Raw genomic sequence first — 21,496 nt, 5'->3', positions numbered from 1 at the left:
GGCCTTTGAATGGGTTCATGTGCAGCTCCATCAGCAAAAGGGGATGATAAGTTTATCACCACCGACTATTTGCAACAGTGCCACAATGAGTTACTCCGTAGTAATGCAAAATTACTGCATCGCAATGCAGTAGAAACTATGAAAGCAAACCAACGGCTGGTTATTGATATAAGCACCCTTAAAGAGGTGCAGGATACGCTTATCCAGACGGTTGGCGATGTTGTTAAAATCCAGAGAGAAGGGGCTATTAAGCTCAGGGAAACAGAAAAACAGGTTCTTGCCATGCGTGAGAATTTGCGCACCCGACTGACACAAAAAGGGGTAGATCATGGTGCGTAACCTTAAGAGTAGTGACGATTTTTCCCGTGAACTGTCATTTCTTTTTCACCGGTCTATAAAGATTAGAAATTCAGGTTTCGCGATATTTGGTGCGGGCCTGCTGATAATGATTTTTGGTCTTTGCTTGTGGTTGCTGTCATTACACCTCTCACCTTCAGTTCTGGACTTTGATATTGATGTGCCCTTGTCATTCTTCAATTCATCTGAAGGTGAAGATAAGTTAGTGGTTTCGGATTTTGGCGATGCATTTGGAGGCTTCCTAACTACATATTCTAAGTTGCTATTAGGGATTATGGGGCTATTAGTAGTTTCTTCAACTGCCTTTAAAATTTTAAAGGGGGAGGAAATAGGTGAGATATTCCCGATGCTTCTAATTGCTGGCGCTTTTCTTATCGGCTTGTCAGTTTTTACATCTGCTTTAGGTTCGGAAGAGACTGATGCCACTTCAGCTTCGACTGTAAAGGTTATCAAGAAATATGTAAAACATGAAAAATACGATAAACTTGTCGCATATTTAAATGATAGTAATTGGCCCTCAGGCGAAGAGGTATCTGTAAACTATTTAAAGGCGCAACTACATATAAAACTCGGCAAGCCAGATGTGAAGTTAACACAGAATGTTGTTAGGGCGTATATGTCTGGTGTATTACAGTCAAATATTCCCGTGAAAGTTCGTTATGCATTGGAAAAGACAGCTTTAGATAAATCCGTCTCACCACTTGCGATTCGTTATGAGCAAAAACGTATGTCTAAATCACATACCTTTTCAAAAGCGTCGGTTAATTGTCTTAAAGTAGGTAGTCCCGTCGCATTCGTTGGCGTTTTGTTCGCTCTTCTTGGTATAAAAATCAGGCGGCGAGTCAGATTCTTAGAATCAAATTGAATGAAAGCCCGGTACGCTGGGCTTTTTTATTCAGTAACTTTTATCAAATATGTAGTAATTTACCGGAATCTGCTTCTCCAGCTTGTTAGCTGAAAAGCTTACTCAAGTATAATAATCTACTTCTGATTATGTTTTTTATGGTTTTATTTTTACACAACTTATTAAGGATACATGATGTGTAACTTTACTCCTGTTCAAATTATTGCTGATTATATACTGAGGTTTCTTAAAAATAATACTGATGCCAAGCTTTATGAGGCAATGCAGCGTCTTGAAAAGAAAATTGGTCAGTTTGTCGCTGATGGGGTTGATGAACATCAATTACGCTCTTCATTAAGCAAAGTCTGTCGATCTCGTTCCAGGGCGGCTCTTAAAGAGGAGTGTGAACAACTCATTCCATAAAAAGAACATCATACGGGAAAGTTACTTTAACGGTGAATGGCTCGCTTCTGGCGGTTTAAGTTGACGGCCATTCCTACCATAGCCATCATAAAGTATGATTAGCATTCGAGTGTGGCACTACTAATTTTAATGGGCTACGCATTCAGTCTCCACCTCTCTAACTATAAAGGTTCTTTTCATGTCCAATAGCTTCGATAAGCCGCAAACGCTCCCGGTACATAATTCTGATGCCGAACCCTTTTTTCCGAAAAACCTTGGTCCATTTATCGAGCAGGTATCCGGAAGGGATCTGGCAATGCTCACAGAATCAGAGAAGGAAAAACTTGCGCACCTGATCAGAACTGGGCGTAAATATGGAGTTTCTGTCGCTATCGTTCCTGATACAGATTCTGCTGAGCTTCATGAATTACTGTCTAATGCCGATTCCATTGAAAGGCAGTTTTCCATCTATGAACGCATCCAGACGAAGATTGCGTTCACGCGGTGTCAGGAAGCATAAACAAAGTGAGAAATACAACTACGTGGTATGACGTAGAACATATTGAAATCACCACAGGCGAGCGAGGCGGCAGGATATGGGTGCTGAAGCTCTCCTGTGGCCATACAGTATTTCGCCGAATACCTCCTATACGTCTTCATAACCTCACAGCTTTTTCTCTGCGGGAGCCCCCAGAAAAATGTCGGTGCTCTCTTTGCAATTCAAGTCCATAATAAAGCCTTTTTAAAGGCCACAAACTGCATATCACAGGATAAATCATCCTCTACAGCGTTCATTCTTAAACGCAAAATTTATATTTCATTCATTCTATTTTAAAAGCGTTATAAAAGACGGAATCCTATTTAGTCTGTTTGATGCTTAAATCATCTTCAGTGCCTTTTATCTTTTACCCAGCGACTTTAACATTAACCTGAGCAGAAAACTTGTTTTCAAACTAAGTTCGAAAACTTTCTGCTCAGGTTATTAGCCGGGTAAGCCACTTTGTTATATTTGTTTCATGTTAACAGAGGAGGCGATATGCAAATTGAAAAGGTGATGTCATTACTTGAAGTGCTTTCAAGCTGGCTTGAAGATAACATCAATATGGATTCTGAAATTATCTTTGATAATGACGAAGATAATACCAACTCAGAAATTCTGTATCCTGCTGTAGAAAAGGCTAATGCCGTTTTGCGCAAAATGGCATCTTTATCTTCAGATTCTGTTCATGCAATTCGACAGCGCTTGCAGCTTGCCGTAGAAGGCAAAGCTGAATTGTCCCTCAAGGATGTGGGAGAGCTTCTGCTGGCAACAAAGTATCTGATGTTGTCCACTGAAGAGGGAGAGTAAGCCTGTGACCACTCTCGTATTTGAAATGGCAGATATCAATAAACTGATCGAAGAAATTCGCACCGCAAAAACGTTTTCGGTCACCCCAGATCAGATCTATGACCCGGCATGCTATCCGGGGGGAGCCCTCCTTAACGCTGAGGGACAGACTGAAGAAGAGGCGCGTAAAGCTGGTAGGGTTTTCTTTCCCTCATCCTCAAAAATTGCCAGCACACATCTGGTGCCAAAAGTGCTTCTCGCGCACAGTCATGGTGTATACCTGATCACTAATGCTGAGCTTGAGGGCTCTCCCGCATCCCGCGATACTGTGGCTTACGCCCAGGGGATGAATCCAAAACTGGATGAGGACTGGGATTACGCTTGTGATGCCGCTTTGGGTGGGTCTGATTGTAGCTATACCATTCCCGTTGAGTGGCTGGAGTTAGCGGTAGAGCAGGGTTTTCAGGAGTTTCGACTTCGAATGAGTGAAACCAATATCAAACTTGTCAGCAAATAGTATGTCCTTGCTGTTTCCAGTCAAACATTGTCCGCCAGTCGAGCTGCTGGCGGATTGTTTTATATAAGGCCGGGAAGGTATGTCAGGTTTAAGCAGTTCCGCCCAGAAGCTTACAAGGGCGCAGATTTACGTGTTAAGACGGATGGCATCCGGCACGATCTATGATATCTCTGGCAATTTCAGACGGGCCAGAGAACGGCGTACGTTTATGGGGAATCCTGATGATGTGACGTGCAGGAGCTCTCCGGTCCTGTTCCGGCTGGGCCTCGTGGAGTTATGCCAGCCAGTAAGGCATCTGGAGCCAGGTTTATACTATCGGCTCAAGTTGAGCTCCTCAGGGCATGAAGCTCTTAAGGCGAACGCACACCTCTAACATTTGAGATAGTTCGTTCGCAGCCAGGAAAGTAACTTTCATCTCAAGTGTGACCCTTACTACCTCATTTATGAGTAAAACCCCCCTCTGATATGTCGAAAATGCTCATTTATACGAAAATAGTTTCTCTTCAGGTGTGATGTAATTACTGAGAATTCTCCCTGAATGGAAGGCAACCGATGAAAATGTTTTTTACCCCTTATGTTCGTATCGTTTTCTATTTTTGCGCATTGATTTTTATTGTTTACAGTTTCAGTGATTTTTTCCAGGGCGTCCCTGACAGCACCTTCTTCAGTGCGGTCATCACGCTACTTGTTATCGGAACCATTGTTGCCCGGCATCTGGATCGCAAAAAATCTCTCAAATATACTTCACAGATTTAAGTTTCCACTCAGGCCACTCTCGGGTGGCTTTTATAATTTAATAAGGACCGGTTCATGCATAACCACGAAATTCAGACCATTGCTATATTTAGTGCCCAGTATAAAAACATCGAAGATGCTGAAAATGCAGGTGCTTTATATTCAGTAGATATTGAATATCCGATGACACTAAATGATTTATCGCGGCTTTGCGACTCTATTGCCGAAGCAGTAGGTGTGCCTGGCGGCGTCAAATACCAGTTCGTGTCCCAGCCGGAAGCGCATGAAACCAGCTTCTGATAACCAGTAACCAAACTGCCTAAAAGCAGGTGCAAAGCCATGAAACAAACAAAGTCTTCTATGTCACGTATTGTGCAGCTGTACGACGGGAGCCGATACGGAAACTGCGAGCAGGCTGATAACGAAGGAGAGCTTTTTACGGTGGTGTTGAATAAGCCTTCGCAGATCGATGACATCCGTAAAATCGTAGACACAACCGCCGAAGTACTTGGCAAAGCTTTGCCAGTACTCCTCTTTTAAAGCTTACATCCGTGAAGGATAATTACGGTCTTACTACTTTCAGTTTTTCATTCCAGTGCCGTCCATTTTAATTTATCGATTTTAAGCGGTCGGCGCTATTTCATTGTTTCTTTTCCGACTGTAATTCCTTATATATAGGAATATTTCAAAGAATTTATCTCAGGTTATTTGTGGCGTGGTGCCAGTTGTTATAATGATTCCACATAATCTGGAGAGTCAATCATGATCACATCTCTAATGAATTTCCGCGATTTAACCGGAGAGGCAGTCATCCAGGCGCGGCAATGCGTTATTAATGCTGAGATCGAAGCGGCCCGGGAAAAGGTAATTCATGCTCGTTCGTTATTCAAAGCGGGTATACATAATGTTGTAAACGGTAGTTCTGGCATTAAGGCTGCGGCAGCACATTTTCTGGTGATAAAACGTTTACAGACTGACACTCGGTATCTGGACGCGGTTATCACTGATAACCTTTGCATGTTTTCTCCTGAGGGTTATCTGTATCTGTTTATGCAACAACGTTATTTCCTATAAAACAATGGGTTAGGTAAGTATCTTTCCATTAAAAACATTAAAAAGGTGACTTGATGAAACCATTTGGACTTGCCGGAAAACCCCGGCCCGAACCTTGCGGCTGCTGCTGGTATACCCGTGAGGACTGCCCTTACGTCAGCGCAAAACAGATCTATCGCCGCAGGCAGCGCAAGGCAGAACGCCAGCGTCAGCGCAGCACCATTGTGATGGCCGTTTCTGAATTTCGCTGACCTCTTCTGGAAATATCATTTTTTCTCCAGAAGAATTTTAAAATAAAGGGAAATCTTTTCACGGGTATCTGATGTTTATTGTTTATGGTAAATTGCGCCACATTAATTGTTTGTGGCGCAGTTCGTGATGGCTTAAGGATATAATATGAAAATCAGCCAGCTGGAATCCGGGATGCAGGTTTGGTCTGTAACCCGTACCAAAATGGGAAATACCACCATTTCAACGGTCATTGTCCACCCCGTTGTCATTATTGAAATTCATGATAACCATGTGATTGCTCGCTGGAACGGCAATGCACCACGTCGGTTTGGAGAAACGGCTATCAGGGGCTGGAAGAAGGAGAAGCCACTGCTTGTCCGTGAGCCTTTCGGAAATGTTCGTCTGGCCACCCGGGCTGAAAAAACCGCTATGCAGGAAAAAGAGTAATACCCCCTTTTAGCACCCACAATTTCACCGTCCATCTGCCTTTAACCTTGCCTGTTATTAACGGAATCCTTTCTGACTGGGCGGATCCCACGCATAACCTGAACTGTTGGCTAACCGTCTTACAGCCAAATTCCCTCCTTTATCTGGCAGGAGTGCGTCCGTGAGCTCTGTATGATCTACGTGTTTGTTAAGTAGAGCACATAACAGGAGTGGGGTATGACTGAATTAAATAAAAGCCCGTCCGGTTTTTCCGGAGCTGATGTCAGTAAAGAACAGGCTGCCATAAGGGCACTTGTAGAAAGAGTAGTGACCAACTATCGCAGCCGGACAGCACCTGATCGGGTTCAAAAGGCTTCGGTAGCGTTTAATGGGGGATTAATCCTGACCCTGATGCTGGCCTTGACGCTATTGGGCTACCTTGTGGCGGAATTGCTCAGGGGGTATGTTGCGGATAGTTCACCCTATGTGCCCGGTCTAAGTTATTCGCAATTTTCGATGCTTATGGTCGTTGAGCTGTGTCTATGCTTTCTTGCATGGTTTTTGGTTGTCACAGGGGACTATCCCCGGCCGTGGATATTTCAGGTAGTCCCGATGGAGCAGTACTGGTTCTTTGACGAAGTGGATGACGACGATCTTGCCCGGCTTTCCTGTAACCCTTACATCAAGCGCTGGCTACTTGATGAAATGTCCGGTATTCATCGACTGACCTACACGAGGCTGCATGATCGACTGGAGCGCATCTGTAATATTGCATCCCATCTCGAATACAGCCGTATTCAGGCACATAAGATTTCCCTAATCAACGGAAGCAGTGCCTCCTGATCCTACCATTGCATCCGGAAATTAAACGGGCAGGAACTGCACTGTATGTTCCGACCCAGCAGCTGCCCGTTACCCTTTTCTTTAGTATAAAATGACTTTCGCCGACAACCGGAAGTGAATCATGTCAAATAAATGAAAAATCAGTAATTTATGTAGGCGGGGTGTTTGGCTGATCAGGGCAGGGTGGTATAATAACGCTGGTGCTGGAGGCTTTTGCCCCAGCCAGCGGTAACACTGTTTGACTGTGGTAAAAGCAGAAAGCCCCGAGTAATTTTTCAATTAACCCGAGGCCCCTGTATGCTAGTCACATTCAGAGTAGCCTCTTGCCTGCTTAAATGCAAGGAGAAGAAGGCCATTGTTAACACCAAGCTGTAATGTCCCCTTTGAACCATTCTAAAATGTCCCCAGACAATTCTCTGGGGGATTTTTCATGATCAAAGAGACTGTTACGATGAGTCATAAGGAACTCGACCGACTTCACATTATTCAGGAGTCACTTAATCGCCATATTACTCAGGAACAAGCTGCGGCACGCATTGGCATTTCTATTCGGCAGGTTAAACGTCTGGTGCAACGGTATAGAAATGAAGGGCCTTCTGGTCTAGTTTCCCGCCGACGTGGAAAGCGTCCCAATAATTCCTTTTCTACCGAATTCAGAGCAACAGTAATTTCACTCCTCAAAGGCCGCTACGCTGATTTTGGACCTACGCTTGCGTGCGAAAAATTGCGCGAGATACACGGCTTGTGTTTATCCATTGAAACTCTCAGGAAGTGGATGGTAGAGGAGGGCATATGGCGCGAACGTCGTCGTAAGTTTGCCCGAATTTATCAGCGCCGGATGCGGCGCCCATCCTACGGTGAACTCATCCAGATTGATGGCTCGCCTCATGACTGGTTTGAAGGTCGGGGCCCCAAATGCACACTGATAGTCTTTATCGATGATGCTACCAGCGCTCTGATGGCGCTACGATTCGCTCCTGCAGAAACAACCCGGGCTTACATGGAAACCCTCCGGGGTTACCTTAATGATCATGGCGTACCACTGGCTCTCTATTCTGACAGACACAGTATATTCAGAGTAAATAACCCGGAGCGGGAAGGAGAGTTGACTCAGTTCACACGTGCGATAAAGACACTGGGCATCGAGCCAATCCATGCCAACAGCCCGCAGGCAAAAGGGCGGGTAGAGCGTGCCAATCAGACACTGCAGGACAGGCTGGTCAAAGAAATGCGGCTTCAGGGTATCAGTGATATTGAAACAGCAAACGCATGGTTGCCGACCTTTATTGAAGCCTATAACAACCGGTTTGCTACGCCGCCTCGTATTGCTGATAACGCCCATCTTGATGTACACCATTCTGAAGAGGAACTGGGTTATATCTTCAGCCTCCAGGCGAAGCGCGTTCTCTCCAAAAATCTCACTTTCCAGTACAAAAGCAGTGCGTTTCAGATTCGCAGTGAAGGCCGGGGATATCGACTTCGGCATTCGGTTGTCACGGTATGCGAAAGCTTTAACGGTGAAATTAAGGTTCTGTATGATGGGAAAGCGTTGGGATGGGAAAAATATGTTGATGGCCCGGAGCCTATACCACTGGATGATGAAAAAAGTGTCCATGAACGTGTGGATAATGCCCGTTTTGATTTACGCTCAAAATTCTACGTAAAACCTAAAGCTGACCATCCTTGGCTCACGCGCCGCACGCAAAGTAATCAGCAAGTGAAGCCCCCTAAATTACCCAGAAAGAAGGCTGATCCCGATAAAATGGACTGAAACCAGGCGTTATTCAGTTGAGTGCATATCCAGTCATAGGATAGATTCTTACGTAGCGTTTCTGGCGTGCATTTTCGGGTGGTTTGTTACTGTTTTTAACGGGGACACGTCAGAAACGCGCTCAGGCCGTCTGAGCGGTACGCGTAATGCGGCGTTATGGTAAATAGCCTATGCTAATGTCCGCTAAGAGCGAGATATAGTCATTCGTACCCTGAGAATTACACTTTGAAGTGATTCAGGGTATGCGCTTACTGGTTACGAATATTGAGCGAGAATCATGTGATGATCGCCGCTTTTCTTTCGAGCCAGTAGGTGCTCCACGTTCGCTAACGAATACTCAGGGCATGCAGATAAACTGCTGGCTATATTTCTTTCGAAGAGCGTGGAATGCATACCAATCCCCGATAAAAAGGAGTTGGTGATGACTGTGACTAATCAATTTGCTGCGCACGTTGGTCTGGACTGGGCTGATAAAAAACACGATGTCTGTGTTCAGTTTAAAAACGGTGAACGCGTATTCGATGTGATTGAACATACAGCAGAAGCGCTTGATGCCTGGCTTACTGAGTTACACCAGAAAGTAAAAGGTAGAATCGCAATAGCTCTCGAACTGAAGAAGGGCCCCGTGGTATATGCTCTTCAAAAATACCCCTTTATCACCGTTTTCCCCGTCCACGCATTGTCCCTGGCTCGTTATCGGCAAGCCTTCTCGCCCAGCGGCGCTAAAGATGATCCGCAGGATGCCGAGCTGGCATTAGAGTTAATGCTGCGTTACCCCCAGAAGATAAAAGCTATTGAACCCGACAATGCGGATATTCGCTTACTTCAGCAACTGGTTGAGCAACGTCGTCAGTTGGTTGAAGATAAACGACGCTTTGTGAACCGGATAATCAACACGCTTAAACAGTATTATCCTCAGCCACTGGAGTGGTTCTCACATCGGGGTAGCTTACTGTTGTGTGAGCTGATTATCCGGTGGCCCAGTCTGCAACAACTGAAACGAGCCAGACGCGACACGATCCGCAACTTTCTGAATGCCAAAGGTGGTCGCGCTATGGCCCTTACCGAGCAACGTGTTGCGAGTATTGATAATGCGATCCCATTGACTACAGACCCGAGTGTTATAGAGGCTAATGCTTTGATGGCAGCAGCACTGGCGACACAAATTAAAGTCGTGAGTGAAATCATCAAAACCTATGACGAACGAATCGAAACGCTGTTTGACACATTGCCAGATGCGGGGCTGTTCAAATCACTTCCGGGCATGGGACCGTGCATGGGCCCACGGATGCTTGCTGCACTTGGTGATAATCGTGACCGGTTTAACAGCGCTGAAGAAATTCAAAACTACGCAGGTATAGCACCGGTGACCGAACGAAGCGGCCAAAAATCATGGGTTCACTGGCGATGGCAATGTGCCAAGTTCGTCAGGCAGACCTTTGTTGAATGGGCTGCCAAGACGGTTAATTCATCATACTGGGCCAAACTGTATTATCAGGGCCTTAGAGAAAAGGGCAAATCTCATCAGTCTGCGATCCGGGCACTGGCGTTCAAATGGATAAGGATCATTTACCGCTGCTGGAAGGCCAGAACCTGTTATGACGAAGCGAAATATTTGCTGGCTCTCGAAGCGAGACACTCGCCCTTACTGAAGCCATAAAAAGCTTGTCGAATGTCTCAGGGCGTGAAGCGGACATTGCAGACTGCCCAGTAGAAAAAGTGCTATCAGAATTATCTAAAGGAAGATCGTATTTACCATGTCTCATTCTAACTGTTTAATAAATTACAAAAATTAAAATTTCCATTTAATATCATCGCGTTAAGCAAGAGAATTAAACCTCTCATTTAATTTATGATTCTTATTTAATTCATGAGTTGGTGTAAAAATAGGTTGCCGCACTATAGAAAGACACATATTTAAACCCAGCAGGAAATCATATTTGAAAGTAATGTGTTTAAGGGGCTGCGTAACAAGAACAGCAAGTAAACACATAGTAATAACAGTTACCATTCCCATTTCGCAAGTGGCCATATCAGAGGTGAACTAATGCCTGCTGCAATTTTAAGAATTAAGGTTATCCTAATAATTCTTTTGTATGATTAAGATCATCGATAAATTTACTAAGGACTCATTAATGAAATTGCGACTCTGGAATCTATTACCCCATGATTACGCTCCTTTTTTTCGTATTCTTCACATCATTGTGGCATTTCTAATATTATCACAAATTATTAACTCTAATCTGACAGAGACCGAAGCAATTGGTGAACATAGTCTTGAAGGAGTTATAACCTGGATGCACATTATTTCAGGGTTAGGACTGATTATTTGTGGTTTTATTATGTTAAGTTGGATGCTTACTCAAAGAGGTTTTACTTATTATTTTTCATGGGTAGGGCTTGACTTTAGTGGTATTAAGCAAGATATAAAAACGTTGACTAGTTTCCGACTGCCCGATGCACATTCGGGAGGTATTGCCAGTACAATCCAAGGATTTGGAGTTCTAGCATTGCTAATTGTAGCACTTTCAGGTGGCCTATGGTTCTTGTTGAATACCATGCAGTCAAATCTGGCTGAAACAGTAATCCACTGGCATAAGTTCTTTACTACTTTCATTGAGGTCTATTTTTATGCACATGGTGCAATGGGAGTTTTGCATATTTTAATTGAAAAATATAAAAGCCGCTCAGTTAACCTAAGTGACTAATCTGTTGTGAGATAATATTACTTCAAGTTGAAGAAAACCCTAAAAATAAAATTTAGTTTACTAGAAGATGAAACAGCACTTGCAGAGACTTTTTAATTAAATTTAATAAAAACGAAAAAATATTCATGGCGAAATGATTGTTTAATTATCTATCATGGATAGAAATGTGAGTTAGTCGTCCTATTTTAGGAAGTTAATAATGACTAAAACAAAAGGGTTACCTCGTCCGCTGACGCACTACGCTTGGCTTTCCATTGCCACGGCTATTGCCACTATCGGACTCAAAGGTGTGGCGTGGAAAATGACCGGTTCGGTCGGTCTGCTATCTGATGCCATCGAATCCGTAGTTAACCTCGCAGGAGCCCTAATGGCGCTCTGGATGCTGACCTTGGCTGCGCTTCCGGCCGATGAGAACCATGCATATGGGCACGGCAAAGCCGAATATTTCTCGAGTGCTTTCGAAGGATTTCTGATCCTATTGGCGGCAGCCAGTATCGCCTATACCGCAGTTGAGCGGATGTTAACTCCACAGCCGCTTGAGGAGATTGGTCTCGGATTACTGGTTTCAACAGTCGCATCAATCCTTAATTTTGTGACGGCTCGCATTTTGTTAAGGGCTGGCAGGCAGCACAACTCTATCACTCTTGAGGCAGATGCTCATCACCTGCTGACCGATGTCTGGACGTCGGTCGGTGTCATTTTTGGTGTCGGACTGGTTTATCTGACCGGCTGGTTTTGGGTCGATCCGATCGTTGCATTGCTGGTCGCAGCCAACATCGTTTGGACTGGTTATCAGCTTATGAGTCGTTCAGCTGCAGGTCTGATGGACGTATCGCTACCCACGGAAGAACTCAAAAAAATCGAGTCACTGCTGGCAGGATATCGTGAACAGGGGCTTGATTTCCATGCACTACGTACACGCCAGGCTGGCGGGCGGGCGTTTATGACAATGCACATCCTAGTTCCTGGGCGATGGACTGTTCAATATGGGCACGACTGGGCCGAGCGTATAGAGAATGATATCCGCACCGCACTGCCTTTTATCCATATCACCACTCATGTGGAACCGTTGGAAGATCCCGCGTCAATGAACGACCAAACGCTCGACATTTCTGATCACTAAACTAACCACATGTCGCTGGTCGGGCAGGGTAACAAACCTCGCTCTACAAAAATTTCAGGTATTCTCTATAATTCTGAGGGTACTTGATGTGACCTGCGCCCAATTGTTGGGCACGCAATATTTTTAAAAAGTCCGCTTCTGGCACAAAGCGGACAGTGATCACCGTTCTTACGACTACTTTCTGACTTACTTCGTGACTTGCCCTAAGCATGTTGTAGTGCGATACTTGTAATGACATTTGTAATTACAAGGGGTGTAAGACATGGGTAGCATTAACCTACGTATTGACGATGAACTTAAAGCGCGTTCTTACGCCGCGCTTGAAAAAATGGGCGTAACTCCTTCTGAAGCGCTTCGTCTCATGCTCGAGTATATCGCTGACAATGAACGCTTGCCGTTCAAACAGACACTCCTGAGTGATGAAGATGCTGAACTTGTGGAGATAGTGAAAGAACGACTTCGTAATCCTAAGCCAGTACGTGTGACGCTGGATGAACTCTGATGGCGTATTTTCTGGATTTTGACGAGCGGGCACTAAAGGAATGGCGAAAGCTGGGCTCGACGGTACGTGAACAGTTGAAAAAGAAGCTGGTTGAAGTACTTGAGTCACCCCGGATTGAAGCAAACAAGCTCCGTGGTATGCCTGATTGTTACAAGATTAAGCTCCGGTCTTCAGGCTATCGCCTTGTATACCAGGTTATAGACGAGAAAGTTGTCGTTTTCGTGATTTCTGTTGGGAAAAGAGAACGCTCGGAAGTATATAGCGAGGCGGTCAAACGCATTCTCTGAACCAAAGCATGACATCTCTGTTTCGCACCGATGGTGACACTTCTGCTTTGCGTTGACAGGAGAAGAAGGCCATGAAAATGCCGAACCAACCCATTGTTTTGTGCATATTAATAGTTTGTTTAACGCTGTTGATATTCACCTGGCTCACACGAAACTCGCTTTGCGAGTTGCGGATGAAAGACGGAACAAGGGAGGTATCTGCTATCCTGGCCTACGAATCCGGTAAGTAGCTGACAAAGAGGGGGGCAACCCCCTCTTTTCGGGGTGTGGATTAGTATGCCATCGGCACCTTTTGAAAGGGTTTCTCCAGTCGGGGAAACCCTTTTTTCCTCCCGTCTTGTGGCATATAGCCTTTTGTATAAATCAAGAACCAGACCCAAAGAGTCCCACTTCACGCAAACCGTTCAAAAGCCTTAGCGTAATCCAGTCGGGAAAAATTTCACCGGTGCTCGTCCGGGCACGTACCGGAAACAATGGACTTCTCACTGGTCGGTAGCTCATAGAACGTAGCCATTGCGGTCAGTCCTTATTCTGTACCCAGTAGAGTTTTATGGCCGTCTGGCAAATCGTTCAAACATTGTCATTTCTGTTCTCGCTGCATCCGGTCAAATGATACGGTGAATTCAGCTCATGGGCATTCGCATCGCAGTCTACGAAGGCACCAGAAGTTTGAGGATGTTACGCAAAGAACAGTTATCAGGTTTGCTGGTGGGCGTAATGCCTACCTCTACTTTACTTCATAGGGATTCTTCTGCGGGGAAGCAAGAATTGACTCAACGTTGTCCGGTCGTACCAGATTTGTCGCGGAAAGCGCCTTTTTGTGAGGGGGGCCGCAGCGCTAAACCTTTTCCTGGAACGACATGAAGGACAGCAGAGCGTCCGCCCTGGAGGACAGCTCAATACAGTCTCCACGCTGCGGTTCTATCTCTTCGTCAATGGTTTCATTGTACCAAATACGCAGCCGCCATCCCTTCGCAGGGAAAGCGCTCTGCATCGCCAGGACCATCCCCTCCGGCGACAGCAGTTCTCGACAGAGGTAGCAGGCCCCGATCCGGGTTGAATCCCGCAGCCACATTACGGGATACTCTTTAACCAGTTGGTCATACACGCATTCTGCCATATGAAAGTAATTTTCGTCAGCCCTGCAAAAATCACACATTCGATTTCCTTAAATGGTGTTCATCGAGATAATTCAGAAAGTTGATTCGCCAAACTACGGGGCATTTCTTTAATGGCGGAGCTTTACATCACTATTTCTGTCATTTTCAAATCCGCCGGATACAGCAATAATTGCACCGAACAGCGGTTTGAACTGCAATGCATCCGTAGGGTATGCGACAATAATAAGGCTCTTCCCGTACTCTTAAAAATGGAAGAGTTTAAAACCCATACTGCTGGGATGAGCGAAGCACGGTACATTATGCCAGCGTATAAGGGCCGTCATAACTTGTTTTTTTCTAGAACACGGCGAAGTTTTCTTACCTGGGAAGCTGTGGAAAGCGTACCGGTTCGGGGATGGCATGCGCTTGCCTTTTCACCTGGTTTGAGTACATAGGCTAATGCCAGCTCGTTCAGAGCCGCCTCAGCTTTCAACAGGGCCTCAATGGCCGTGTTCAGGTATACAGTTCGGCTCTCATGGTTCATCAGGATTTTCCTCACAAGGGTAAAAATGACAGGCGATACCTGCCGTTTACCCTTTGTCTCCGTTAAGAATGGCATCACGGCAGGCTTCCCAGATTACCTGGGCATTAGCATCACACTCCACGAACCCGCCGCACTGATCGTATATCACCTGGTATACCTCAGGGGGAATCTTCCCAGGCGCAACCGGAGTTGAGCGTTTGCCTTTATGAATCTCATCTGCGGTATCACAGACAGCGTCGAGATGCCGCGACATCCACTCAGATAATTTCAGACCCTCTCGATTTGCCTGTTTTACATAGCGAACCTTTCTGGAAACCGTAGATCGCATCTGAATCTGTGTCACAGCTGGCACATCTTCTTTCATGGCATTCTGTAATGCAGCTTTGGGCTTTTTCATGTTCATGGTTGCTTTAAATTATTCTGGAGTTCGTCTGATATAAATGCTGACGTGATCTGTCAGCGTTGCTTAAATAGTTTATCGCCTTCCGCCAGTTCGCCGTTGAGCTGTTCAATCACGCTCCAGATGAGCCGATCATCCGGCGTTGAGCCTGCACACTCTTTCACGACCGCCACGGGTCTAAATTCTTCAGGGTCTGCCTGCCCGGAGGTGAAGAGCCTGCTCTCAATCCAGTGGGCCCCCTCTGTGCAGCAGTGGCAACTGGTTTCAGGTGGTTCATCCAGACCGTCCACTCCACAGGCTGAGCAGGTGAACAGTTTGCGAGACCCACCAGCCAGTGGCGTATCGCAAGCTGCTGGAAGTGCGCCAGCATTGCGCCAGTACAGCACATGATTTGAATCGTAGCAGTGTCCATGAAGCAGAAGCGAAACGCCGCAACTGCGAGTTTCAATGGCTTTGCCTGTGCCAAGGTATTGCCCGATCTCGTCCCATACGTCCACTAAGGTGTCAGGCAGCGGACGCGTAACAGGGAACTTAGCGCAGTCGTCCGGGGTGCCTTTAATGCAGCAGAGGGCCGAATACGCAAGCTCCTGCATTTCGTAGGAGTACTGACCACATACCACGCGTTCCAGTTTGTCGATTAGTTGTTCTTTATTCATCATACTCAGCCTTATTAAACAAATTCATTACGCCACTGGCACCATCTGGCCGGAGCAGACTGCGGCCCGGTAGTAGAGCCGCAGGGGGTGTCGCTGGACTAACAGGTGCTCAGTGAGTCCCGCACTTCCTCATGACTGGTCATTTTCAGAAGAAGCTTTCCAGGGCAGCGTGGTTCCGCCTGTGAACGGGTGACGTCTTCGTTGATTGCCTGGATATGAGCAGATTCAACGGTCCGACGCTGTACGACATGGTTGCTCAGGTTGAATTCGCACTGGAGCCTTCTGGCATCAGAATCCGCGTTCATTGCAATACGTTCATCAAAGCGGCGGTTCATTCGCAGAGCCTCTTCGTGAGCTGCATCAACAAGGGTGCGTCTGGTGACATAGTCGTTACCAGCAAAAAACGATAGCTGAGCGTGTTCCGAAGAGTAGTCGGAGCTTCCCTTACAACGGGCAATCGCGGCTTCAGAGTGCAGGATTAATGAACTCAACCGTGAACAGACGTCATTGATGGTGCCGGTTTTCAGACAGTCGTGGATAAGTGTCCAGGCGGAAATGCTCAGCGGGCGGCTGGTGATCACATAGGGATTGTAATGATCAACCGTTACGATAGTACGCAGTGAATGAAGCGATTCGGACTGCGTACGTAAGTCACGGCGAACAGTACATGCCACCGAGGCAACATCTTTACATTCTTTGTCGGACATCGAGTCCAGTACGCGGATCTCCACCTCTGCCGCCTTTGAGGCGATATGCGCACTAATCTCACCCTTAAGACGTTTGTAGTCAGCCTTGAAGCTTCCCACGCTGTCAATATCGATCCAGTAACCACAGCTGTAACCAGCATTACCAAACTCGTCATCTTTCTCATAGTTCGGACAGCCGTCATTGCTCCAGCCAGCTTTTTCCAGCAGCTCGTCAATAGCGACCAGCTCAGCCATTGGTGCATGTTCGATAATGAAATAATGGACACGGCCCCAGGCATATGCGCGTGAACGGCCATCAACAGAAGTATCAGAAGTCGTCTGACGGGAAAGTTTCATGAGGTACTCCAGTTCTGCCCGGTACCGCCGGGGCGGTGGTGCGAAAGCCGCACCATGAATGACACTATGATCCTCCTAACTTCTATTGTCAATACAATTGAAGTGGCGTTGTATTTATTCATTATTTGGACCCGGCTCGTACGGAACGACCGTCGGGACTTGCCAATTATTCTGCGGTGAGCAGGGGGAAGGGAACATCCCACCGCTTGTTTCAAGATGTACAGCCAAGGAGGGCGCAGAATGCCTGACAGAATCATCGTGCAGCGGTAGCGAAAGACCTGACAAACGGGAAAAGTATCCTTTTATTCCAAAGCCAACCTCAGCTTTTAATGTCGCCAGTACGTTTCTTAAACATGCCAAATCGGTCTCTTATACGGCCGGATGGGCCCGATGAAAACGATAAAATGAGAAACAGAACCCGACACATCGCTGCTCTCTGGGAAAGCCGGTCAGCAGATGGAGCGCCAGGAACTAAATCCGCTGGTTTTAATAATGATTGAGGAGAACAAGATGAAAGATAACAAGACACGTCCTGTAGACTCGTATGCTCATGCTGATTTCATGGAGTCCGTCTTCAGCAACCTCAGGGCTTTCTGTGATGCGGAATGCCAGCGGCTAACTGCCGGTTATCCCCCAACTGTCAAACCAGAACAGCAAAGCACTGACGGCCAGCTGTCGGCGGCATAAATCATTACCTGCCAGTTCGTTCAAATTTCCGCTTCCTTAAGCCCGGGCCAAAAGCCCGGCTCAATCCAAAAACTGAACGTACCGGTTTACCTCTATATCTCCTCAATCCCCTGCGACTTACAAGAGACCCGCACCGGTTTAGCCATTCCTGTCCTGCCACTCTCTCATCACTGGCCCAGACAACCGGAAAAGTAACTTTTCTCTCCGACTCACCTTCTGAACCAGCTATTTTGCTTAAACGTAAAAACGGCCCACTGTTGTGAAGATTTAAAACGGACGGATCGAGTAGTATTGTCTCAGGAATTTTTTTTAAGAAAAGTTACTTTTTCTTCTGTGCAACCTATTAGAAAAAATGTCGAACCTGGTATTGTTGTGTTGTAGCGCAGTTAAACAACCAACCAAAAGAGAGAACAAAAATGTCCGCAATCGAAACTGAAGTAAAAAACAACAGCAACGAAATCAGCCTTCGTGGTTACCTGGAACGCACTGGTAACGGTGCCCGTAAAGGTAACGGCCTTATCATTGACCCTTCGGTTGTTGTAGAGCAGGAAGGCTTTAACACCCGCACGGCCGGTATGGGCGAGCTCTACTATTCAATGCCTCACGTTGTGGAACACCTGAACAGCCTGGCCGATGCCTACATGGAAGACCCGTTCAGCGTGACGCCTATCGTTGTTCAGATGGTTAATGGCGTACCTGTACTGCGTCAGGGGGCTTGCCGTATCCGTTCCATCGCTATTGCAAACCGCCAGCTGGAAGCAGAAGGGCGTGAACGCATTACTCGTATTCGCTGCGAAGAGTTTCGCGGTAGCGCTTCAAAAGCAGAACTCTTCACCCTGACCGGCAACTCCAACCTGGCGCTGTCTGTCGTAGCTGAAGCGCTTTCAATTAAGCGTCTTGTTGAAGATAAAGAAGAGCCTAAGACCTTTGCGGAACTGGCAAAAAAACGTGGTAAATCAGAGCAGCATCTTCGCCAGATGGTTCGCGTACTGGACCTGCCTTCTGAACTACAGACCATGCTTGTGAGCGATCAGGTGAGCATGTACGTTGCGCTGGACGAGTATATGTACAGCGGTGAGGATGCGGTAGATAACATCAACAAGGCGATCTCCATCTATGGTAAAGCGACGAAAAACACGCTGAAATTCGTCAAAGCTGCCAAGGTAGAAGAGCGCATGGCAGATCCGCAGACTCCGGAAAACTCCGGTGATGAGCAACCGGCAGGTAATGCTACCGTTAACACCCCGGTACCGGATCAACTGAATGATGAAAGCAATACAGAGACGCTGGTTACGCCACCGGTACAGGAACCAGCTCCGGCTCCAAAGGACAGCGCTCCTAAACAGAACCCGGCAGGTAAAGCACCATCCATGTCCAGCGTTCTGAACAAAAAGACCGTGACCGTCATTGCCGACACCGCGATCCCGATTTTTGAACGTATTGCTGAAGAAGCCAAGCTTAAAGAAGGTGAATCTGTCAGCACTGATACTTACACGCTTGTTCTGACCAATGATGAAATGAACGATATCATCAATGCTCATGCTGACCTGAAAGAGTACCTGCGTAAGCATGCTGAGAAGATGAATAAGGGACAGGCATGATTTTCTGACCGACCCCTCCATCCGGACGGGTCGGTAACTTTTTCAGGACAAGGGGAAACAGGGCAATGAAGAAGGCTTTTATCAACGTAGACAAGACTAACCCACTGCCAGTCCTGACGGATTCGGTGACCCGGGTAAGTATTCAGTGCACGGCAAAAGATGAAAACGGGGCAGGGATCGAAGTGAACATCCTCGACCTGATTCAGGATCATGATACGGATGAAGTGAAAGTGCAGTTTGGGAGCTCGCCTGTTCAGGCTCTGGCGATGCTCCGCCGGGTTATGACAGCACTGGAAAAGCAGGCAAATGCAGAACTGCAACAGAATTCCTGCTCGCGTATGCAGTAAACGGTAAAAGCAGAATGTTCCCTACTGGATAAACCCGGTGGACCTCACGGAGAGCAAGTCACCGAATGGTTCACTGTTAAGTGATATACATCCGGATTTATAAGGTTTTGCAGCATCCGAATAGGCAATAAATAGAATTATTTTGATTTATCTCAGCAAGGAAATGGAAAGCTACCAGATTTTAGGATAGCGAAATGCCTGTATCGCTACTCTGCTGAATTAGAAATGATTTTAAACGCAATGCATAATGATAGAATAGCAATGCCTTTAATTATTTGTCACGTCTGAATTATATGTAGACTTACGGAGAGGATATGGTAATTACTTATTCATTATCGGAAACGTTTAATATGTTTTTACGCGAGATTATTGCATCTGGACTTGCAGTTTTTTGCGCATGGTGCGTTTTGTGTCTTTTCTCTGATCAGGAACGAGGTAAAGAGGTTCCTGTTTCTATGAAAAAAATAACTTCAAAGTCAGCTTTCTCCTACTTTATCAGTTCTCAAATTGCCGCTTTTATTATCTCCTTGTTGGGTTCAATCTTAAGCACGAAATGGGACAACATCGTCTGGAATGATGAAATAAGACAGTTTTATCTGCATGTAGGATTTGGGCTGGTAGCTTGTGTATTCTGTCTGCTTGTAATCTTGCATGAGAAATTTATCAAAAGAAATTTAAATGTTTATTCTGGTTATTGTGGTTCACTGGCAGTTAGTCTCACAGGAATCTTTGTACTTTGTGCGTTATATCTGACATTTTCATTACCATTTCATTATGAAGAACGTCTACTTAATGATGCATCCTTGGTGGCTTCGGATGGCGTTGAAAATTCAGTCGTTTTTGCAGACGGTCGTTACTGGGTTTTTGAACTGGGCTTACCATATTTCAAACAGTCATTGCTCAAAGAGGTAAGAAGGGGCAGGTACCAGCTAATCTGCACTACAGAAAAAAAAACAACATGCTGGTCTGGCAAAAAACTTCCCGAAAAACCAACCTCTTTGAAAGCTAGTTCATAAAGATTTAAACTGCTCGCTTAAATCCACACTGGTCCAATTTTGAAAATTTATTGTGTTTTTAAAAGAAATTACAGTGTGGGTTATTAGCCAGTAGGTCGGAGTTTTATATAATACCCAAAAACACAGGAGGTATTATGAAAACCAATCTGGCCTATGCATCTAATTGCTCCGATTCTGTCTACTCCTATATTTATCAGGCACTGCAACAACGCTCTGGTGCCGAGAATGAAAGCCTTTATCAGCAGGCCATTTCCAGCTGCTGCACAGATAAACAAAAAAAGAAACTGGCCGGGTATTATGCCGGTCCATGGCAGCTGCTATTCAACGCGTGGTGTAACAATCGCGTCCCTAACACAGCGGTGCTGGCCCTTTTACTCCAGCAGTGCTTATCTCATTTCCAGTGCGAAGAAGTGATCGCAGCCTGGCAGTAACCCTATCAAGCCCCTTCGTATAGCGGAGGGGCAGGAGATATCTCATGTACAGAAACGACAGAAACGTGGATTCCTTCAACCTGGTTAATGCTCTTCAGCCGGTCTTTCGTAACACCGGCTGTGGGATGTTTGAATATGATCGTAAAAAGCAGAATGAAACCGCTGATTCAATCTTACGAGCGTTGGCGTTAAATGCCGATTTCGCGAGGGCCTTAAAACAGTACGTCCGGATTAATTCTGTACGACGGGTTGTTCAGTTCGATGACGGCTCGGTTCGCTATGGTATTCATGCCGAATTTGAAGGGCATAATAAAATTAATTCCTTCCGTATTTTTAAAGATGAAGATACAGACGCATTTGACTCCTATTTTTATTCGGTTTGCGATAATAAAGCTGAGCTGGTGGATTTTAAAATGGACTCTCTCGATATTCAATTGCAGGCAGTTTTTGAAAAGGTGACAGGTATTTTTCTGTCACATTAAATATTCAAATTTTCAATCCTCGGGCTGATAGACAAAAAACGCACTTTAGAATATAGATGAGAT

At 45.9% G+C, this 21,496-nt stretch carries 31 protein-coding genes and 1 pseudogene; 26 read left to right on the top strand and 6 right to left on the bottom strand.

Annotation, left to right across the window (positions count from 1 at the left end; all coding sequences use genetic code 11):
* Positions 1–9: 9 nt before the first annotated feature.
* The 17 genes from ACOT1A_RS21950 (at position 10) to ACOT1A_RS21870 (ending at position 12,337) form a co-directional block, all read left to right on the top strand.
* Complete coding sequence (locus ACOT1A_RS21950) at positions 10–339, top strand: toxic anion resistance protein (protein WP_004248813.1); 330 nt, start codon at positions 10–12, stop codon at positions 337–339.
* A complete protein-coding gene (locus tag ACOT1A_RS21945) occupies positions 329–1,222 on the top strand; it encodes a hypothetical protein (protein WP_000252081.1) in 894 nt (297 codons plus the stop codon). Before ACOT1A_RS21950 ends, ACOT1A_RS21945 begins: the two co-directional genes overlap by 11 nt.
* 174 nt (positions 1,223–1,396) lie before the next feature.
* On the top strand, positions 1,397–1,624 hold the full coding sequence (locus ACOT1A_RS21940; RefSeq protein WP_000336109.1) for a hypothetical protein: 228 nt from the start codon (positions 1,397–1,399) through the stop codon (positions 1,622–1,624).
* Positions 1,625–1,802: 178 nt separating this feature from the next.
* The gene (locus ACOT1A_RS21935; RefSeq protein WP_000071366.1) at positions 1,803–2,123 is read left to right on the top strand and encodes a hypothetical protein; all 321 of its coding nucleotides are present in this window, start codon (positions 1,803–1,805) and stop codon (positions 2,121–2,123) included.
* Between the two features lie 516 nt (positions 2,124–2,639).
* On the top strand, positions 2,640–2,951 hold the full coding sequence (locus ACOT1A_RS21930) for a DUF957 domain-containing protein (protein WP_001165367.1): 312 nt from the start codon (positions 2,640–2,642) through the stop codon (positions 2,949–2,951).
* Between the two features lie 4 nt (positions 2,952–2,955).
* Positions 2,956–3,447 carry a DUF3085 domain-containing protein gene (locus ACOT1A_RS21925; RefSeq protein WP_001371932.1) on the top strand — a complete coding sequence of 164 codons (492 nt, stop codon included), beginning with the start codon at positions 2,956–2,958 and terminating at the stop codon, positions 3,445–3,447.
* Positions 3,448–3,999: 552 nt separating this feature from the next.
* Positions 4,000–4,203 (top strand): hypothetical protein, encoded by a 204-nt coding sequence (locus ACOT1A_RS21920; protein ID WP_000781547.1) that lies wholly within the window; start codon positions 4,000–4,002, stop codon positions 4,201–4,203.
* Between the two features lie 54 nt (positions 4,204–4,257).
* Positions 4,258–4,482 carry a hypothetical protein gene (locus ACOT1A_RS21915; protein WP_000551490.1) on the top strand — a complete coding sequence of 75 codons (225 nt, stop codon included), beginning with the start codon at positions 4,258–4,260 and terminating at the stop codon, positions 4,480–4,482.
* 39 nt (positions 4,483–4,521) lie between these two features.
* Positions 4,522–4,722, top strand: coding sequence for a hypothetical protein (locus tag ACOT1A_RS21910; RefSeq protein ID WP_000814953.1), 201 nt, complete (start codon positions 4,522–4,524; stop codon positions 4,720–4,722).
* A gap of 222 nt (positions 4,723–4,944) precedes the next feature.
* Positions 4,945–5,256 (top strand): hypothetical protein, encoded by a 312-nt coding sequence (locus ACOT1A_RS21905; RefSeq protein WP_000633161.1) that lies wholly within the window; start codon positions 4,945–4,947, stop codon positions 5,254–5,256.
* A 53-nt stretch (positions 5,257–5,309) separates the two neighbouring features.
* Positions 5,310–5,486, top strand: a complete 177-nt coding sequence (locus tag ACOT1A_RS21900) for a hypothetical protein (protein ID WP_000802040.1) — start codon at positions 5,310–5,312, stop codon at positions 5,484–5,486.
* A gap of 145 nt (positions 5,487–5,631) precedes the next feature.
* Positions 5,632–5,913 carry a hypothetical protein gene (locus tag ACOT1A_RS21895; RefSeq protein ID WP_000703842.1) on the top strand — a complete coding sequence of 94 codons (282 nt, stop codon included), beginning with the start codon at positions 5,632–5,634 and terminating at the stop codon, positions 5,911–5,913.
* Positions 5,914–6,129: 216 nt separating this feature from the next.
* Positions 6,130–6,735 (top strand): hypothetical protein, encoded by a 606-nt coding sequence (locus tag ACOT1A_RS21890; protein WP_000137794.1) that lies wholly within the window; start codon positions 6,130–6,132, stop codon positions 6,733–6,735.
* Between the two features lie 430 nt (positions 6,736–7,165).
* Positions 7,166–8,506, top strand: a complete 1,341-nt coding sequence (locus ACOT1A_RS21885) for an ISNCY family transposase (protein ID WP_000589001.1) — start codon at positions 7,166–7,168, stop codon at positions 8,504–8,506.
* Positions 8,507–8,927: 421 nt separating this feature from the next.
* Complete coding sequence (locus ACOT1A_RS21880; protein ID WP_000219087.1) at positions 8,928–10,166, top strand: IS110-like element ISEsa2 family transposase; 1,239 nt, start codon at positions 8,928–8,930, stop codon at positions 10,164–10,166.
* A 475-nt stretch (positions 10,167–10,641) separates the two neighbouring features.
* Positions 10,642–11,214 carry a cytochrome b/b6 domain-containing protein gene (locus ACOT1A_RS21875; protein WP_001515348.1) on the top strand — a complete coding sequence of 191 codons (573 nt, stop codon included), beginning with the start codon at positions 10,642–10,644 and terminating at the stop codon, positions 11,212–11,214.
* Between the two features lie 199 nt (positions 11,215–11,413).
* Complete coding sequence (locus ACOT1A_RS21870; RefSeq protein ID WP_000167917.1) at positions 11,414–12,337, top strand: cation diffusion facilitator family transporter; 924 nt, start codon at positions 11,414–11,416, stop codon at positions 12,335–12,337.
* Positions 12,338–12,458: 121 nt separating this feature from the next.
* Here the strand turns inward: ACOT1A_RS21870 and ACOT1A_RS21865 are convergent.
* A pseudogene (locus tag ACOT1A_RS21865) lies at positions 12,459–12,575 on the bottom strand (hypothetical protein); the annotation flags it as partial.
* A gap of 24 nt (positions 12,576–12,599) precedes the next feature.
* Between ACOT1A_RS21865 and relB the strand changes: the two are divergent.
* From relB to ACOT1A_RS21850, 3 genes are all read left to right on the top strand, one after another.
* On the top strand, positions 12,600–12,839 hold the full coding sequence (gene relB / locus ACOT1A_RS21860) for a type II toxin-antitoxin system antitoxin RelB (protein WP_000534858.1): 240 nt from the start codon (positions 12,600–12,602) through the stop codon (positions 12,837–12,839).
* Complete coding sequence (relE, locus tag ACOT1A_RS21855; RefSeq protein WP_000323025.1) at positions 12,839–13,126, top strand: type II toxin-antitoxin system mRNA interferase RelE; 288 nt, start codon at positions 12,839–12,841, stop codon at positions 13,124–13,126. Before relB ends, relE begins: the two co-directional genes overlap by 1 nt.
* Positions 13,127–13,197: 71 nt before the next feature.
* Entirely contained in the window at positions 13,198–13,356 is a 159-nt protein-coding gene (locus ACOT1A_RS21850; RefSeq protein WP_001447866.1) for a type I toxin-antitoxin system Hok family toxin, read from the top strand.
* A 608-nt stretch (positions 13,357–13,964) separates the two neighbouring features.
* Here ACOT1A_RS21850 and ACOT1A_RS21845 read toward each other — a convergent pair.
* From ACOT1A_RS21845 to ACOT1A_RS21825, 5 genes are all read right to left on the bottom strand, one after another.
* Positions 13,965–14,285: a hypothetical protein gene (locus ACOT1A_RS21845; protein ID WP_000332796.1), complete on the bottom strand. Its 321-nt coding sequence runs from the start codon at positions 14,283–14,285 to the stop codon at positions 13,965–13,967.
* 281 nt (positions 14,286–14,566) lie between these two features.
* Positions 14,567–14,770 (bottom strand): hypothetical protein, encoded by a 204-nt coding sequence (locus tag ACOT1A_RS21840; RefSeq protein WP_001015183.1) that lies wholly within the window; start codon positions 14,768–14,770, stop codon positions 14,567–14,569.
* A 46-nt stretch (positions 14,771–14,816) separates the two neighbouring features.
* A complete protein-coding gene (locus ACOT1A_RS21835) occupies positions 14,817–15,167 on the bottom strand; it encodes a hypothetical protein (RefSeq protein WP_000743059.1) in 351 nt (116 codons plus the stop codon).
* 59 nt (positions 15,168–15,226) lie between these two features.
* Positions 15,227–15,829 (bottom strand): hypothetical protein, encoded by a 603-nt coding sequence (locus ACOT1A_RS21830; protein ID WP_012695474.1) that lies wholly within the window; start codon positions 15,827–15,829, stop codon positions 15,227–15,229.
* Positions 15,830–15,924: 95 nt separating this feature from the next.
* Positions 15,925–16,869, bottom strand: a complete 945-nt coding sequence (locus tag ACOT1A_RS21825; RefSeq protein WP_000778029.1) for a DUF5417 domain-containing protein — start codon at positions 16,867–16,869, stop codon at positions 15,925–15,927.
* 510 nt (positions 16,870–17,379) lie between these two features.
* On the opposite strand from ACOT1A_RS21825, the gene ACOT1A_RS21820 reads away from it, so the two are divergent.
* From ACOT1A_RS21820 to ACOT1A_RS21795, 6 genes are all read left to right on the top strand, one after another.
* The gene (locus ACOT1A_RS21820) at positions 17,380–17,556 is read left to right on the top strand and encodes a hypothetical protein (RefSeq protein WP_001371930.1); all 177 of its coding nucleotides are present in this window, start codon (positions 17,380–17,382) and stop codon (positions 17,554–17,556) included.
* Between the two features lie 416 nt (positions 17,557–17,972).
* The gene (locus ACOT1A_RS21815) at positions 17,973–19,157 is read left to right on the top strand and encodes a hypothetical protein (protein WP_001272971.1); all 1,185 of its coding nucleotides are present in this window, start codon (positions 17,973–17,975) and stop codon (positions 19,155–19,157) included.
* A 65-nt stretch (positions 19,158–19,222) separates the two neighbouring features.
* Positions 19,223–19,504 (top strand): hypothetical protein, encoded by a 282-nt coding sequence (locus ACOT1A_RS21810; protein WP_000708863.1) that lies wholly within the window; start codon positions 19,223–19,225, stop codon positions 19,502–19,504.
* Positions 19,505–19,818: 314 nt separating this feature from the next.
* On the top strand, positions 19,819–20,520 hold the full coding sequence (locus ACOT1A_RS21805) for a hypothetical protein (RefSeq protein WP_004248818.1): 702 nt from the start codon (positions 19,819–19,821) through the stop codon (positions 20,518–20,520).
* Positions 20,521–20,654: 134 nt separating this feature from the next.
* Complete coding sequence (locus ACOT1A_RS21800) at positions 20,655–20,951, top strand: hypothetical protein (RefSeq protein WP_000856246.1); 297 nt, start codon at positions 20,655–20,657, stop codon at positions 20,949–20,951.
* A 44-nt stretch (positions 20,952–20,995) separates the two neighbouring features.
* Entirely contained in the window at positions 20,996–21,433 is a 438-nt protein-coding gene (locus ACOT1A_RS21795) for a hypothetical protein (protein ID WP_000286108.1), read from the top strand.
* Positions 21,434–21,496: the final 63 nt, after the last annotated feature.

Origin of the sequence: Enterobacter cloacae complex sp. SYL003 (assembly GCF_049236925.1) — a bacterium.
Taxonomy (GTDB): domain Bacteria; phylum Pseudomonadota; class Gammaproteobacteria; order Enterobacterales; family Enterobacteriaceae; genus Enterobacter; species Enterobacter intestinihominis.
Note: the sequence above shows the minus strand (reverse complement) of the source record. Positions and strands in the feature narration are given on the sequence as shown.